The organism is Streptomyces sp. NBC_01537, assembly GCF_045040445.1.
In the GTDB taxonomy this organism is placed as follows: domain Bacteria; phylum Actinomycetota; class Actinomycetes; order Streptomycetales; family Streptomycetaceae; genus Actinacidiphila.
Genome location: NZ_CP109392.1, coordinates 1,378,300 through 1,392,217 on the forward strand (window position 1 = coordinate 1,378,300; position 13,918 = coordinate 1,392,217).

The 13,918-nt window shown below is 69.7% G+C and carries 12 protein-coding genes and 1 pseudogene; 6 read left to right on the forward strand and 7 right to left on the reverse strand.

The window, feature by feature from the left end; all coding sequences use genetic code 11:
* Positions 1–36: 36 nt before the first annotated feature.
* Both OG607_RS06435 and OG607_RS06440 read right to left on the reverse strand, forming a co-directional pair.
* A complete protein-coding gene (locus OG607_RS06435) occupies positions 37–1,284 on the reverse strand; it encodes a sensor histidine kinase (RefSeq protein WP_405719881.1) in 1,248 nt (415 codons plus the stop codon).
* A 122-nt stretch (positions 1,285–1,406) separates the two neighbouring features.
* On the reverse strand, positions 1,407–2,138 hold the full coding sequence (locus tag OG607_RS06440) for a LuxR C-terminal-related transcriptional regulator (protein ID WP_405719883.1): 732 nt from the start codon (positions 2,136–2,138) through the stop codon (positions 1,407–1,409).
* 232 nt (positions 2,139–2,370) lie between these two features.
* Between OG607_RS06440 and OG607_RS06445 the strand changes: the two genes are divergently transcribed.
* Positions 2,371–3,051, forward strand: a complete 681-nt coding sequence (locus tag OG607_RS06445; protein WP_405719885.1) for a response regulator — start codon at positions 2,371–2,373, stop codon at positions 3,049–3,051.
* A gap of 158 nt (positions 3,052–3,209) precedes the next feature.
* Here OG607_RS06445 and OG607_RS06450 read toward each other — a convergent pair whose 3' ends face one another.
* From OG607_RS06450 to OG607_RS06460, 3 genes are all read right to left on the reverse strand, one after another.
* Positions 3,210–3,515 (reverse strand): hypothetical protein, encoded by a 306-nt coding sequence (locus OG607_RS06450; RefSeq protein WP_405719887.1) that lies wholly within the window; start codon positions 3,513–3,515, stop codon positions 3,210–3,212.
* 923 nt (positions 3,516–4,438) lie between these two features.
* Positions 4,439–4,777 carry a cupin domain-containing protein gene (locus OG607_RS06455; RefSeq protein WP_405719889.1) on the reverse strand — a complete coding sequence of 113 codons (339 nt, stop codon included), beginning with the start codon at positions 4,775–4,777 and terminating at the stop codon, positions 4,439–4,441.
* 848 nt (positions 4,778–5,625) lie between these two features.
* Positions 5,626–6,306, reverse strand: a complete 681-nt coding sequence (locus OG607_RS06460; protein WP_405719891.1) for an SMI1/KNR4 family protein — start codon at positions 6,304–6,306, stop codon at positions 5,626–5,628.
* Between the two features lie 288 nt (positions 6,307–6,594).
* On the opposite strand from OG607_RS06460, the gene OG607_RS06465 reads away from it, so the two are divergent.
* Positions 6,595–8,478 (forward strand): WD40 repeat domain-containing protein, encoded by a 1,884-nt coding sequence (locus OG607_RS06465; protein WP_405719892.1) that lies wholly within the window; start codon positions 6,595–6,597, stop codon positions 8,476–8,478.
* Positions 8,479–8,651: 173 nt separating this feature from the next.
* On the opposite strand, the pseudogene OG607_RS06470 reads toward OG607_RS06465, so the two are convergent.
* A pseudogene (locus OG607_RS06470) lies at positions 8,652–8,750 on the reverse strand (CBS domain-containing protein); the annotation flags it as partial.
* A gap of 152 nt (positions 8,751–8,902) precedes the next feature.
* Here OG607_RS06470 and OG607_RS06475 point away from each other — a divergent pair.
* The gene (locus tag OG607_RS06475) at positions 8,903–9,187 is read left to right on the forward strand and encodes a fibronectin type III-like domain-contianing protein (protein ID WP_405736589.1); all 285 of its coding nucleotides are present in this window, start codon (positions 8,903–8,905) and stop codon (positions 9,185–9,187) included.
* A gap of 188 nt (positions 9,188–9,375) precedes the next feature.
* Here OG607_RS06475 and OG607_RS06480 read toward each other — a convergent pair whose 3' ends face one another.
* On the reverse strand, positions 9,376–10,002 hold the full coding sequence (locus OG607_RS06480; RefSeq protein WP_405719894.1) for a TetR/AcrR family transcriptional regulator: 627 nt from the start codon (positions 10,000–10,002) through the stop codon (positions 9,376–9,378).
* Positions 10,003–10,190: 188 nt separating this feature from the next.
* On the opposite strand from OG607_RS06480, the gene OG607_RS06485 reads away from it, so the two are divergent.
* The 3 genes from OG607_RS06485 to OG607_RS06495 all read left to right on the forward strand — a co-directional run bounded on the left by OG607_RS06485 (position 10,191) and on the right by OG607_RS06495 (position 13,796).
* Positions 10,191–11,120 carry an MBL fold metallo-hydrolase gene (locus OG607_RS06485; RefSeq protein WP_405719896.1) on the forward strand — a complete coding sequence of 310 codons (930 nt, stop codon included), beginning with the start codon at positions 10,191–10,193 and terminating at the stop codon, positions 11,118–11,120.
* A gap of 121 nt (positions 11,121–11,241) precedes the next feature.
* Positions 11,242–12,843 carry an MFS transporter gene (locus OG607_RS06490; protein WP_405719898.1) on the forward strand — a complete coding sequence of 534 codons (1,602 nt, stop codon included), beginning with the start codon at positions 11,242–11,244 and terminating at the stop codon, positions 12,841–12,843.
* On the forward strand, positions 12,840–13,796 hold the full coding sequence (locus tag OG607_RS06495; protein ID WP_405719900.1) for a fumarylacetoacetate hydrolase family protein: 957 nt from the start codon (positions 12,840–12,842) through the stop codon (positions 13,794–13,796). Before OG607_RS06490 ends, OG607_RS06495 begins: the two co-directional genes overlap by 4 nt.
* The last annotated feature ends 122 nt before the right edge of the window (positions 13,797–13,918 follow it).

Genomic DNA, 13,918 nt, shown 5'->3' on the forward strand with positions numbered 1-13,918 from the left:
TTCCGGGACGCCCCGCTAACGGCCCCGCCGGTGCCGTCAGCGGTGACCGGTGTCAATCGCCGTGGCGTCCAGGAGCGGCATGCTCCGTGTCTCTCGCGCCACCGCGGGCTGCGGGAGGGCAGGGAAGTGTGCGGTGATCCGCCAGCCTCCGTCATCGGCGGGGCCCGCTGCGAGGGTGCCACCGGCCGCCAGCGCCCTTTCGCGCAGGCCCATCAGGCCGTAGCCGCTGCGGCCCCCCGCGGGGGACGCGGCCTGCCTGGTTGGCGCGGTGTTGTGCACATCGACTCTCAGCAGGTCGTCGCCCGCCGTGTCGACGCGGATGGCCACCCGGGCGCCGGGCGCATGCCTGCGCACATTGGTCAACGCCTCCTGCACCAGTCGGTGGACGGAGGTCTCCGCATCGGGTGCGAGGCGGGTCCGGCGGGCAGAAGTGGTGATCTCCAGCCGGGTGTCGGCGTGGTCGTCGTCCTGGCCGCAGAACGCGGAAACCAGCCTGGCGAGTTCCACGTACAGGTCGCCGCGGTCCTGGGAGGTGTCCTCGTCCTCGCGCAGCACCCGCACCAGGCGGCGCATGGAGTCGAGGGTCTCCTGTCCGGCCTCGGCGATGTTCCGCAGGACGGGTCCGACGCTGTGGGGTGCGCTGAGGTGGACGAAGCCGGCCGCCTGTGCCTGCACCACGATGCCGGTGACGTGGTGCGCGACGAAGTCGTGCAGATCCCGTGCGAGTTGCAGCCGCTCGTTGAGGCGCACGGCGGCGACCATGCGAGCCCGGCGGGCGTCCAGCATGCGCAGATAGCACCCCGCTCCGATCGCCCCGCCGACGACGAACGTCAGCAGGAAGGGGTAGGTCAGGGTGATCCCCGTGCCCCCGGTCCGCAGCGGTTCATCGATCACGGCGGCCGCGAGCGCGGCGGACACTGCGACGGCCGCGACGGGCCGGGCGCTGCGGCAGGTACGGATGAGCAGGATCAGAAGGCATGTCGTCTCCAACAGCCCCCAGTCCGGTACGGACCGCCCCACCAGCACGAGATCCAGGGTCAGCGCCAGCGACCCGACCGCGGCCACTCCGGCCCGCCACTCCGCGGGCAGCCGCCGTCCCGGCACGAGCAGCAAGGCGACGGCGGCCAGGCCGCTCAGCGACGGCAGCCAGTCGGCCCGGCCCGGGTGGCTGGGCCAGATCATCTCCACGTCGAGCAGCCACGCCAGGCCCAGCCCGGCGAACAGCGCACCGAGGCCCAGCCTGCGGCGGCGCCATGGAGGCTGGGCGGATGCGCCATGTGCCATACGGTGAAGGCTACGGAAAGGCCCGGCCGTCGTGGTCCGATCGGTCCATTGCCCGCCAACGGCCGCCCACAACCTGTCAGTTGTGGTAGAGGCGTGGGCAGTCGCCTGGGGCGCCACTCAGGTCACCGGGGTTCCCGGGAGGAGCCGGTGCGCGGCGTGGTCGTGTCGGCCGGCGCACGGTGGGACCGGGCCCCCAACCACAGCAGGACGGCCTCGGTACGGCCGGCGACGCCCAGTTTGGCGTAAATTCGGCTCAGATAGTTCCGTACGGTCTTCACCGTGAGGGACAGCCGCTGCCCGATTTCGGTGACCTTGAAGCCGCGCGACAGCAGGTCCATCACCTGCCGCTCGCGCCGCGACAGCGGTTGGGGCAGGGGCCCGCCGACGTCGGCGGCCGGTCCGGGGCGGGCGGAGACTCCTCGCATGAGCGCGGCTGCGGCCACCGGCGAGAGGGCCGTGTGCCCGACCGCCGTACTCCACATCGCGCTCGTCAGCATCCATTTCCCGTAGTCCCAGTCCACCAGGTAACTGGTCGCCCCCAGACCGAACGCGGTGGTGATCTGCTCGGTGTCCGCCACCGGGCAGATGAGAAGCACCGGCAGAGCCCGGCCCCCCATGGCTCTCCGCAGCCGGGGCAGGTCGTGGGCGGGTTCGTGGGAGCGCAGCAGTACGACATGGCACTGGCTGCTCGCCAGCTCCTCGTACGGGGCGTGCACCTGCCGGATGCGGATCGAATCGTCCTCATCCAGCCAGCTCCGGTTCGGCCAGTCGCCCTCGGGGCAGACCACGTTCACGGAAATGGTGCCTGCGGGGCGTGGGGCCGTGATGACCGGCGGGGATGATCGCACTTCCACAGGTTCCTTCCTTCAAGGCTGTGACAGCCTTCCGTCATGGCGGGGGCGGGGGGTGCTCGTCGACTGTCCTCCCGTGGCCCGGCCCCGGGGCACCGGCCGTTCGACTGACTTCCCGGGGCGTCAATCGGCCGAATGGCCGTTGCGCCGACCGCGGTCGTCGTGGCCCGAGTCCTACGGCCGGCCTTCGCCGTTTCTGCCTCCGCCATCCATCGCTCAGGGCAGGATCAGGGACGTGAGCAGTCATGGGACGCGTGTCCTCATCGCCGATGATCAAGACATGGTCCGGGCAGGCTTCCGGCTGATCCTCGACTCACAGGACGGAATCGAGGTGATCGGCGAGGCCTCGGACGGGGCCCGGTGCGTGGAACTGGCCCGCCGGCTGCGCCCGGACGTGTGCCTGGTCGACATCCGGATGCCCAAGCTCGACGGCCTGGAGGTGACCCGGCTGCTGGCCGGCCCCGGCGTGGCCGAACCGGTCAAGGTCGTCGTGGTCACCACCTTCGACCAGGACGACTACCTCACCATCGCACTGCGCAACGGCGCCTGCGGCTTCCTGCTCAAGGACGCTGCCCCCGCGCTGCTGATCGAGGCGGTACGGGCCGCGGCACGCGGTGACGCGCTGGTCTCGCCCGCGGTGACCGTCCGGCTGCTGAAGCGGCTGGAGGAGCAGGCCCCGCCGCCCACGCCTGACTCCGCGCTCCCGCTCAGCGCACGGGAACTCGACATCGCCCGCCTGGTGGCCGTCGGCCGTACCAACCAGGAGATCTGCGACGAGCTCTTCCTGTCCCTGTCCACCGTCAAGACACACCTGGGCAGCATCCAGAGCAAGCTCGGGGTGCGGAACCGCGTGGAGACGGCCGCCTGGGCCTGGGAGAACGGCGCCGTCGCCCGCCATCGGCGCCATCTGCCCTGACCTGACCCCGGGCTCAGCCGTCGGTCACGGCTACGACCTGGGTGATCGGGTCACCCAAGGAATACCGGCTCCAGGCACTGTCCGCGCGGGAGTCGACGCCTCGCCAGCGGAGTACGGGCTTCCCAGGGCGACCGAGACACCGGCCCGGCACGCGGTGATCACCGCGTCCACGTCGCACCACGCGGCGCCCCGGTGATGCGTGCCCGAAACGCTGCTTTCAGGGTGTCGAGCACGGACCGCTTCGGGGGCTCCTCCAGGTCGAAGAACCTCTGGCGGATCGCCTCGGCCTCACTGGGGTGAGCCCACTCCACAGCGAACTGCTCTCCCAGTACCTTGTCCAGGTCGCCCGGGCTCGGAATGAGTGAATCTCCCGTGTGCTCCCCCATGACACGATCGGCCGGCTCGCGCCGCGGATCCACCCAGTACAGGAGCCATGCCCCTTCCGCATAGGGCTCGACGAGCACCGCACATCCGGCCAAATCCCCCCTGGTTGCCCGGCCCACTCGCCCGTGCCCGACGTCTTCGGGTTTCACCACCACGGCGCCCACCTCCTCGGAGTCCTGTGCTGGATGTGCATACTGCGGTGGAAGTGGTGTCCCTTCTGGTACCGCTCCAGGCTCGAAACGTACCCGCCTTGATTCTTCTTCCACATCGCGGAGCGCCAGTAATACTGTTCTCTCCAGCCCGGAAGGCGCGCACAACGCGGTATGCCCTGAACGCCCAGACCGCGGTACCGGCGACCACGCACCCCCGTAGCCAGTGAGAACTCGTACAGCCGAGGGCCCCGATCAGGGCCCGGACGGGATCGTGGAGGTGCCTGGTGAGGGTTCGATTGCCGGATGATGGAGGCCAGCCGCGGGCGTCGGTGCCGTTGACGCCATCGCGGCGGACGTCGCGAGGCTTGGCGTACGTCCTGTTGGTGGGCCCGTTTCTGCTCGCGTGGTGGGTGATCTACTACTTGGTGTGGTGGCCGATGCGGCTGATGACCTGGGATGCGCTGCAAGTGGCCCGCCAACGTCGTCGGCAGCGGCAGAACCCGCCACCGCGCTCCTGGTGAATGGTCGGCGCGGCCTCCGGACCATGCCGGGCGTGGGCATGGCATCGGCGGATCGTACGCCGCCGGCGGTGGTCAGACACTTGGAATGGGCTCCGGCTCGAACGAGAACGACGAGGTCGGGTGTGATCACGTCTGGCCATCGGACCTGGGCGGACTCGACGAGCTTGAAGAACATCGCCCTCGGCAGCTCGGGAGCGGGCACCCGGCAGGGTACCCCGTCGCCCTGGCGAGTACGGCTCGCGCCCTCTCCGGCCACGGTGTGCCTGCGCCAACAGGTCGGGGTCGCAGCCGGGGCACGTCGGCCGCCCCGGGCAGTCGAGCCCAAGCGAGTCACGGTCGGTAGCGGATCTCCAACATCACGCAGCCTCCTGTTGTCCGGTACGGGCCGTGTTCCATACCCGGGGGCCGGGCGGCGAAGTCTCCGGCGCAGAAGGTCTGATTCAGGGTCAGGTCGTGCAGGTCTCCCGCGAGCAGATAGACCTCCTCGACCCACTCGTGCCGGATCACGCCGGAGAACGAGGTGTCGAGCCCGGGCTCCCAGCGCACCAGCCGGGTCAGCACCTCGGGATCGGCCTCGTCCCTGCTCAGAATCCTCTCGGCGGTCCCGGGCTGTGGTCCGGTGCGCCACGGCATGGCGTCCGGTGAGAAGAATTCCCGCTCGTCCTTCATGACAGTGACCTTCTGCAAGGAGTAAGAAGCAGGAGTCGGCACTTCCCTCCAGCACCGGTTCGCCTTTGCGCCGTCCGGCCCGGGAAGCAGCCCGCTGCGGGAGCCGGACGCGTCGACGCGAGACTCCCCTTCGTTCCGTGCCGCTGCGCAGATCGCCGTCCATCAGGTCCCCTGCTTCAGGTCGGCAGTAAGGCAAGCAGATGCAGCTTCGCCCGGGCCCACTCCTGGAGTGTCACATCACCCCGCCCGGCGTCGGCAAACATTGCGCGCATCACCCCCTTGGCGACCACGGCCTTATCGGGCTGGTCACCTTTCCCGTCTCAGGCAGTTCAAGGACCACTGCCTGGTTGTGCCCAGACCTTGCGGTGCTCATGCCCTGCTCAGTCCTCGCCCCATGTGCCCTGTGCACTTGTTGAAGATCATCACTTCCACTGCCGTGGCAGGCCTGGGATCGGGCTGAGGGCGGCGTCGCCAGTCGGACGTCGTCTCGCAGGTGCTGCAGGCCGTCCGGGGTGTTCTCGCCCGCCCGCTCGTCGCCCACAGCACCTGCTGGCACCCCCCGGAGACTGCCCGCCGCACCGGGCGACGCGCCGACCTCATCCACCAACGCCACGCGGCCGTTCACACCCTCCTGGACCAGGGCGTCGGTCTGCTCGAGTGCTCCCGCCGCCTGGGCTGGGGCCTGGACACCGTCAAACGCTACGCACGCGCCGCCAGTGCGGAGGACCTGCACCGCCCCGCCGCAACCTGCGCAGCCGCCTGGCCGAGCGGCCCTACGTCCCCGTCATGCACCTGCTCGCCGAGATCCGCGCCCTCGGCTATCCCGGCAGCGCCACCCTCCTGGTCCGTTACCTCAACGACGGACGCGGAGAGAAACTGCCGTCGCGCACCGTGGCCAGGGCGGCGAGCCGATCCTGCTCCGAGGTGTCGTAGACGGACCCGTCGACCAGGCCCGTGACGAATGCTTCGAAGTTCTCCGCGACCAGGGTGACCGCGAAGTGGTCCTCCTGGTCTACGTGAACCACTGTCGGCTCGCCGTGCCTGCCGCACGCGCGGTAGTCGAGGGCGAGCATGTCATGGCCGGCAGAGGGGGTGTCGGCGAAGTAGACACCGATGTCGGGGTATTCCCACACGTCGATCCAGAACCGACTGCCGAACTCGCCGCCGAGCGACTGCGGCCGGGTCCGTCCGACACCCCGGATACCGGTGATCTCGAAATGGCCGTCAGCCCAGGAGGTCGGCTCGGTCATCGGGAAGTGGACCCGGGTCGGAACTCCGCCATTGTGCGCGGACATCAGCGCGAGGTAGGAGGCCGGAAGCCGGTATCCGCCGAGCTCGTCCTCCAACGACGCGATCAGCTCCCGCGAGGGCGGGGCCTCCTCCACGTACTCCTCCAGCGCGTACGCCGAGTCGTCCCAGAACCCGGCGACGTCGAAGCCCTCGAAGTGTCCCACTGCGCCCTCCCACGCCTGCTGGTCCGGCGATTGTACGGTCGGCGCCCAGACGCGATCGCGGCTCGTCATCGTCATCGACGATCTTCTTGACCGTCTCGGGGAACGTCACGCCGTACTTTTGGCGAACGCTGCGACGGAGTCACCCCGCCCCACACCCAGCACAACGAACCGACCATCAGACAGTCACATGATCGGGCGGACGAGTCCTAGTCTCGTCCCATGATTCCGAAGCTGCCTCTGCACAGCCCCCGTTGGTCCGATCTTGACGGCGTGGCCGTCGAGGAGGTGAAGGAGGTCCTGGAGTCGATGGCGTCCACGGCTGCCACCGACACCAGCGATCAATGGCGGGAGACCTGGAGGTACGTGGCCGACGACCTGATGGACGAAGGCACCGTCTGCGAGGGGGCTTATGCGGCCCTGCCGCATCTCGTCGAGGCGGCGGCGGAGTTGCCTGCAGAGCGGTTCGTGGACTTCTGGGTGGACGTGGGACTCGTTGTGACAGCGGAGGACAGGGCCCCTGTCCCGGCTGATCTTGAGGCAGGTTTCAATGCCGCACTCCGTCTGGCCGAGCAGGCGGCTACTCGGAGCTTTCTCGCCGCCGGCGCTCCTGCAGCGGTCTGCGCCCACCTCGCGCTCTCCTGTGTCGCCTTCGCCGGCCACCACACGGCCGAGGTGCTGTGGCGGTTTCTCGATCCCCAGGAAAGTCACCTCGTGGTGTTGTGCCGTGGGTGCGGCACCGAGACAGAGATCCCCAAGTTCTTCGTGGACCCTGTTCATCCACCTTTCGAGGCCCCAGGGCTACCTGACCCCGCCCGTGTCCGCCAGGGAGAGCACCTCTGGGGCGAGGTCGCCGCGGTGTTGCGGGAAGAGGCCCTGGGGGAGGGATGGGAGCCCTTCCTGCGGGTGGCCCGCGCGGTCGCGGCGGCGGGAGTGCCGCCGGAAACGTCAGGGCAGGCCGTACTGTGTCTGGTCGCCGGGATGGTCGCGGCCAAGGGCACACCGGGATGGGCCGGGATGGAATGGGCCCGGAAACTGATGTTGCTGACCGGGAACTTCCGTTGCCCGGAGTGCGAGCAGACATGGACGATCGCCGACTGCCTGGTGGAGGATCCTGGTGGGGCACAGCCTCTGAGTCGTCCTGAGCAGGCATGGACGGCCGCCGACGGGCCGACCGTTGCCGTGCCGGCCGCTGCCCGGCGACCTGGTGAAGCGAAAAACGTGCTTCAGCGGGATGGGCAGGTTCTGCTCGACCCCGACGGCACCCCCTGGGGCAGGGTACGAGAGCTCTCCGAATCCGCACCGAGCTCCGGCGAGGGGGTCACCGCTCTGGCAGTGGTGCCCGGACCCGATGGGCCAATGCTCGCGGCCGGCGCCGGGGACCGAGGCGTGCTGTGTCTGTGGGACATTACCGGCGGCCGGCTCCTCCACGACCCGCTGCCAGGACACCCCGACCGCATCCGGTCGATGACTGCCCTTCCCCTCCCCGACGGCCGTGTCCTTCTGGCGAGCGGAGGCGACACCGGGACGATCGCCCTGTGGGACCCGGTCACCGGGCAGCCGGTCCGCGCACCCGTCGCCAACTGGCTCGGCGCAGTGACCGGAATGTGCGCCGCGACCGTACCGGACGGCCGCACCCTGCTCGTCACCGCTACTCCCCGGGGCGCGGTCCGGTTGCGTGATCCGTCGACCGGTGAGTCTGTTGCGCGCCTCAACCCCTATGGTCGTCCGATTGCATCGATCGCCGCCCTCCCGGTCTCTGCCGCCCATACGCTGATCGCGGCCTCGGACGCGCAGGGCGACGTTCACGTATGGGATCCGGCCGTGGACGACCCCCGGGATCCAGGCGCGGCCGTACCGCTGAGCAAGCGTGCGCTGGAGGACTTCCGCCACCGCGTGGCGGTGGTAGCGGCTGCACCCGTGCACGGCCGTACCCTGCTGGCCACCGGAGATCGCAACGGCGCGGTCATCCTGTGGGATCCCGCAACCGGTGACCCGGTCGGCGATGGTCTGCCCACGGACACCGCCGGCAACCCACTGACGGCCATGACTGCCGCCACGCTCCACGGCGGGCGCACCGTCCTGGTCACCGGCAGCAATCAGGGCCGGAGCCTACGGGTATGGGAACCGGAGTCCGGCACGGTGCAGCACATCGCCTTGGACGTAGCGGTCACCTGCGTGGCCGCTGCTGATTCCGACGTGCTGGTCGGACACGACAGCGGAGTGCTCTGTCTCTCGCTCTCCGTGTAGTTCCTCCTGCCCGAGGTCCGTGCGGTCGAACGATCTGCGCCCTGGTGGGACGTGCCGGAGTGGTACGGGCCGTGGGCCACGCTTCCGCCCTTCCTGCCCTTGCCGATGCTCGGCCGGGCGCAGTTGGCGCGGCTCGTCGGCCCGATAGTCCACCCTCTGCCCCGCGCGTCAGTCGCTGGAGATGCTTCGGGCACGTGGCCGACGGGGCGGTGGCCGTCGATAACGGGCAGGCGGCGCACCTTGTGGGAGGCCATGGTGCGCAGGATCTCCTCACCGTGCGTCAGCCGTCACTGTCGCGAGGGACGTCGACGGCCACCAATCGGAACACATCCGGGAAGAAGCTGCGGAAGCACGGTCGGGAAGAGACAGCACGGGGATCGGGCCCCGTGGCAATCGGACCGTACGGAAGGCGCCTGACGGGCATATCGTCCAGCTCTACACCGCCGACCCCATCGCGCAAGTGCCACGCCCGGTAACCCAGTTGACCGGATTCGCCCGCGTCGAGCTGGCTCCCGAAGAGCAGCGCAAGGTCACCTTCCGGCTGGACGCCGATCGCCTCGCCTACACCGGACCCGACCTGCACCGCATCGTCGAACCCGGAGAGATCAACGTCATGCTCGGAGCCTCCAGCGCCGACATCCGCCTCACCGGCCCGATCCGCCGGGTCGGCCACGACCGGGCCCTGCACACACCGACGCACATCGCCTGAGAAGCCGTACTTCCATCGATCACGAGGGCGGTCTGATCGAACCTCAACGAACGCTGCCCAGGCCACCGGGCGTCGGCGTGGTGCAGAGCTGGGGCCAGTTGATTGAGGTGAGCTGGCCGCAATGACGTTCCGCTTGGCTCATGCCGAGTGGCGCGCCGACACCTAAGGGGCCCAGCCCTCCGGGGGCCTCATGGTTTTCCGGCACGGCCGTGGCCGGTGAGGATGCCCAGCAAGATGATGTCGAGCGTGCTGTGGAGGCGCTCGTGGAGGTCGAAGGGGGCCGGTTCCTCGCGGATCCAGCGCAGGATCGCCGAGAAGTATGACGCGGCCAGCAGTGCCCCGGCCTGGTCGGGATCGACACCGTGCCTGATCTCCCCGCGCTGCCGCCCCTGTTCGACGATCCTGGCGAGTTCGATCTCCAGGGACGGGTCCTGGAGGAGACGGCCGAAGCGCGCGGAGGCGTCCATCAGGACGGTGGTCTCCGCGCGGGAGGCGGTGTTGAGGTCGGCCATTTCCCGCAGGTAGCGGCGCAGCCGGTCACCGACCGGCAGGTCCTCGGCGTGCTGTGAGCCGAGGATCTCCGCGACGCGTGTGCGGCGTCGGGCTCCCCATTCCTCGAGGAAGCCGACCTTCTGGGAGAAGTGGTTGAAGACGGTGGCCCGGGCGACGTCCGCGGTCTCGGCGATCTGCTCCATGGTCGTCGCCTCGTACCCCTGGGCGACGAACAGGTGCAGCGCGGCGGCGTAGAGCTGGTCGCGCACCTGCTGCCGTTTGCGTTCCCGGCGTCCGGCGGGCGGTGCTGCGGGCGCGGGCACGACTTCGCCTCCTGCCTCCGGGATCTTCATGGCCTCCAGTACAGCACAGGCGCGCACGGGTATTGACCCCGCCCCACCATCTCCTTAGATTGTCGACCAGAGATGGACTCAAGTCCATTAATGAACTCACATCTCGCAATTTCCATGCGGACCGTTGCGGGACAGGGACAGGAGGCAATGTGGCTTCCGTGGCATCCCGGACGGGCTGTGTCGCGCTCGGACACGGCTGTTACGCCTGGATCGCCGGCGCGGCCGGATGGGGCATGAGCAACGCCGGACTGATCACCGGTCACGGCGCGTCACTGCTCGTCGACACCCTCTACGACCTGCGGCTGACCCGGACCATGCTCGACGCGCTGGCCCCGCCGGCCGTCGCAGCGCCGATCTCCACCGTGGTCAACACCCATGGCAACGGCGACCACTGGTTCGGCAACCAACTCGTGGCCCACGCCGAGATCATCGCGGCTCGTGGGTCGATCGCGGACATGCGGCAGGTGGGGCCGGCCGAGATGCGGGCGCTGACCAGCATGGACAGTCCCGCCGGGCGCTTCGCCCGCCGGATTTTCGGCCGTTTCGACTACACCGGAGTCGAGCCGGTGCTGCCGCACACGGTCTTCGACGCGGAGATGGTCCTGAACGTCGGAGGGACGGAGGTGCGTCTCATCGACGTGGGCCCCGCGCACAGCGCCGGGGACACGATCGTCCACGTGCCGCAGGCAGGGATCGTCTACACCGGTGACATCGTGTTCGCCGGGGCGACGCCCGTCGTGTGGCATGGTCCCTTCCACCGTTGGCTCGCCGCCTGCGACCTGCTGCTCGGCCTCGACGCCGACATCGTCGTACCGGGCCACGGTCCGGTCACCACCAAGCAGTCCGTCCGCGAGATCCGCGACTACCTGGAATTCGTCCATGCGCAGGCCACCGCCCGGTTCACCGCCGGAATGCCGGCCATGGATGCGGCGCGCGACATCCGTCTGGGCCGCTTCGCGGACCTGGACGAGAGCGAGCGCCTGGCCGTCAACGTGCACACCGTCTACCGGGAGCTCGACCCCTCACTGCCCCCGCTCGACGGCCCCGGGCTGTTCGGCTGCATGGCCGAGGTCTGCCCACGCGTCTGACGACGCCCCGCACCTTCCCTGACGGCGCCCCGCTTCGACCCTGGCCGCGCCCTCTCCCGACACGCCAGTTCCTCATCCCCCCTTCGGGCCGTACGTCCCGCCGACCCTCCAAGGAGGAGACATGGTCTCCACCCATGCCTACGACCCACCCGCCGCCCCGTCGCCCGGTCCCGCAAAGGACGCACCGGCATCGCACACAGGAACGATCGTCGCCGGCTGTCTGGCCGTCTGCCTGGCCCAGATCGGACTGGTGCTGCCTGCCGCGATCAACGGCGTCATGCAGCGCACGCTCCAGGCGTCCGGCTCCGAACTGACCTGGATCAGCGACGCCTTCCTGGTGCCCGCCGCCGTTCTCGCACTCACCTTCGGAGTCCTGGGCGACCTGTACGGACGCAAGAAGCTGGTGGTGGGCGCGGCGCTGGTGGCCGCCATCGGCTACCTGGTGTCCGCCACCTCCCACTCGGCAGCCCAGTTGATCACCGGTCAGGCGATCTCCGGCATCGGAGCCGCCGCGCTCTTCCCCGCCTCCCTGTCGATGATCACCGCTGTCACGCCCAAACCGGCCGCGAGAGCCAAGGGGCTGGCCTCCTGGACCACGGCGCTGTCGCTGGGCGCCCTCATCGCCCCGCTGCTCGCCGGCGGCATCGTCGAGCACGCCTCCTTCCAGTGGGCGTTCGGCGTGACCGGAGTACTCGCCGTCGTCACCGCCGTGGCAGCCTGGCTGCTGACCACCGAGTCCAGCGCTCCCGAGGGGCGCTCGCTCGACTGGCCGGGGCAGATCACCATCGCCCTGGCCCTGCTCAGCCTGTTGTACGGCATCATTCAGGGGCCCTCGGACGGCTGGGGCTCGGCACCCGTCGCCCTGTCCTTCGTCGCTTTCGTGGTGTTCCTCGCCGCGTTCCTCGCGGTGGAGCACCGCAGCACCTCCCCGATGCTGCGCCTGGAGCTGTTCCGCATCCGGGCCTTCGCCGCCTCGGCCGCGATGGCGGTGATCGGCATGTTCGGGTTCCTCGGCGGTGCGTACGACTTGAGCATCCGTCTCGGCGTCATCCAGCACCAGAGCCCGCTTCAGACGGCGGTGCCCTTCCTGGTCGTCCAGGGCATCACCCCGTTCATCTGGCCGCTGCTGGTCCGCCTGCTGCACCGCGTCGGCCCCGGCCCCATGCTCGTCACCGGGTTCATGTCGCTGGCCGTCGCCCAGTTGTGGCTGCGGGCGGTCCCGATGCACGAGACCGGCCTGGTCGCCCTGCTCGGACCGCTGGTGCTCAACGGTGTCGGCTTCGGTCTGGTCGTCGCCGCGATCACCGCCGCCGCCGTCAACGTCGTACCGACCGGCCTGACCGGCATGGCCGCCGCCACCACCAGCCTGGTCCGCGACCTCGGCCAGACCCTTGGCCCGGCCGTCGTCGGCGCCGTCGCCCTCGGCATGGCCGCCAGCCAGCTCACCGGCAGCCTCGCCGGCGCCGGACTCACCCCCCAGGAACACGGCATCGCCACCGCCGTCCTGAACGCGGGCGGCCCCCTGGCCCTGCACACCGCCGACCTGGGCCCGCTCAGCGCCAAGCTCGGCCCGCTCACCGAACACGCCCTCGCCCACGGCTACAACAACGGACTGCTCCTCACCTCCGCCGCATGCGTAGTCGCGGCCGTGGTCGCCGCCGTCTTCATCGGTTTCCGGCCCATCAGCACCCGGCCGGCCGAGGCGGAAGGGAGCCTCGCATGAAGTTCGCGACCTTCGTCCACGAGGGGAAACGGCAGTCGGGGGTCGTCGCCGACGACCACATGCATCCCTTCGAATACTCCGTCGATCTCCTGGACCTCATCGTGGAGGGCGAGGAATCCCTGCGCACGGCGGGCGAACGCGCCCTGACCGGCGCCCTGACCGGCGCCCTGACCGTGCCCCTCGCCGACATCCGGCTGCTGCCGCCGCTGCAGCCGCCGACCGTGCGGGACTACATGACCTTCGAGGGCCATGTCGTGGGCGTCGCACGGGGGTACGGCGACACCGTGCCTGAAGAGTGGTACGCCGCACCCGCCTTCTACTTCACCAACCCGTACGCGATGATCGGCGCCCATGACGACGTGCCCGTGCCACCAGGCTGCCTGCGCTTCGACTTCGAACTCGAAGTGGCCGCCGTCATCGGCAAAGCCGGCCGGGACCTGACCCCCGAGCAGGCGCGGGAGCACATCATCGGCTACACCATCCTCAACGACTGGTCCGCCCGCGACCTGCAGGGCCGCGAGATGAAAGTCAAACTCGGCCCGGCCAAGGGCAAGGACACCGCCACCACCCTCGGCCCCTGGCTGGTCACCGCCGACGAACTCGAACCCCGCCGCAACCCGGAAGGCTTCCTCGACCTCGCCCTGACCGTCCAGGTCAACGGCGAGACCGTAGGCCAGGACCGACTGGCCAACATGGCTTGGACGTTCGAGGAGATGGCGGCCTACGCCTCACGCGGCACCTGGATCCGCCCCGGCGACGTCCTGGGCTCCGGCACCTGCGGCAACGGCGGCTGCCTGGCCGAACTCTGGGGCCGTAACGGCGTGTTCGAGCCGCCCCCACTGGCCGTCGGCGACACGGTCACCGTGACCGTCGAGGGCATCGGCACCATCAGCAACACCGTCATCGACGGCGTTCCGCCCGTGCCTGTGCCAACCGCCCGTCGCAGGCCCTGACCTCCCACCCCTGATCAACGGTCTTGGCAACCACCCCGGTGCCGGACACGTGTCCGGCACCGGGAGAAAGGCATGAACAGGCTCCCGCCCCTTCACCCGGGAGGAGCCGGGTGAAGGGGCGG

Coding starts and splice junctions, on each gene's coding strand:
- OG607_RS06435 (WP_405719881.1), bottom strand. CDS start 1,284: ATGGCACATGGCGCATCCGCCCAGCCTCCATGGCGCCGCCGCAGGCTG.
- OG607_RS06455 (WP_405719889.1), bottom strand. CDS start 4,777: ATGAAGGACGAGCGGGAATTCTTCTCACCGGACGCCATGCCGTGGCGC.
- OG607_RS06460 (WP_405719891.1), bottom strand. CDS start 6,306: ATGACGATGACGAGCCGCGATCGCGTCTGGGCGCCGACCGTACAATCG.
- OG607_RS06490 (WP_405719898.1), top strand. CDS start 11,242: ATGGTCTCCACCCATGCCTACGACCCACCCGCCGCCCCGTCGCCCGGT.
- OG607_RS06495 (WP_405719900.1), top strand. CDS start 12,840: ATGAAGTTCGCGACCTTCGTCCACGAGGGGAAACGGCAGTCGGGGGTC.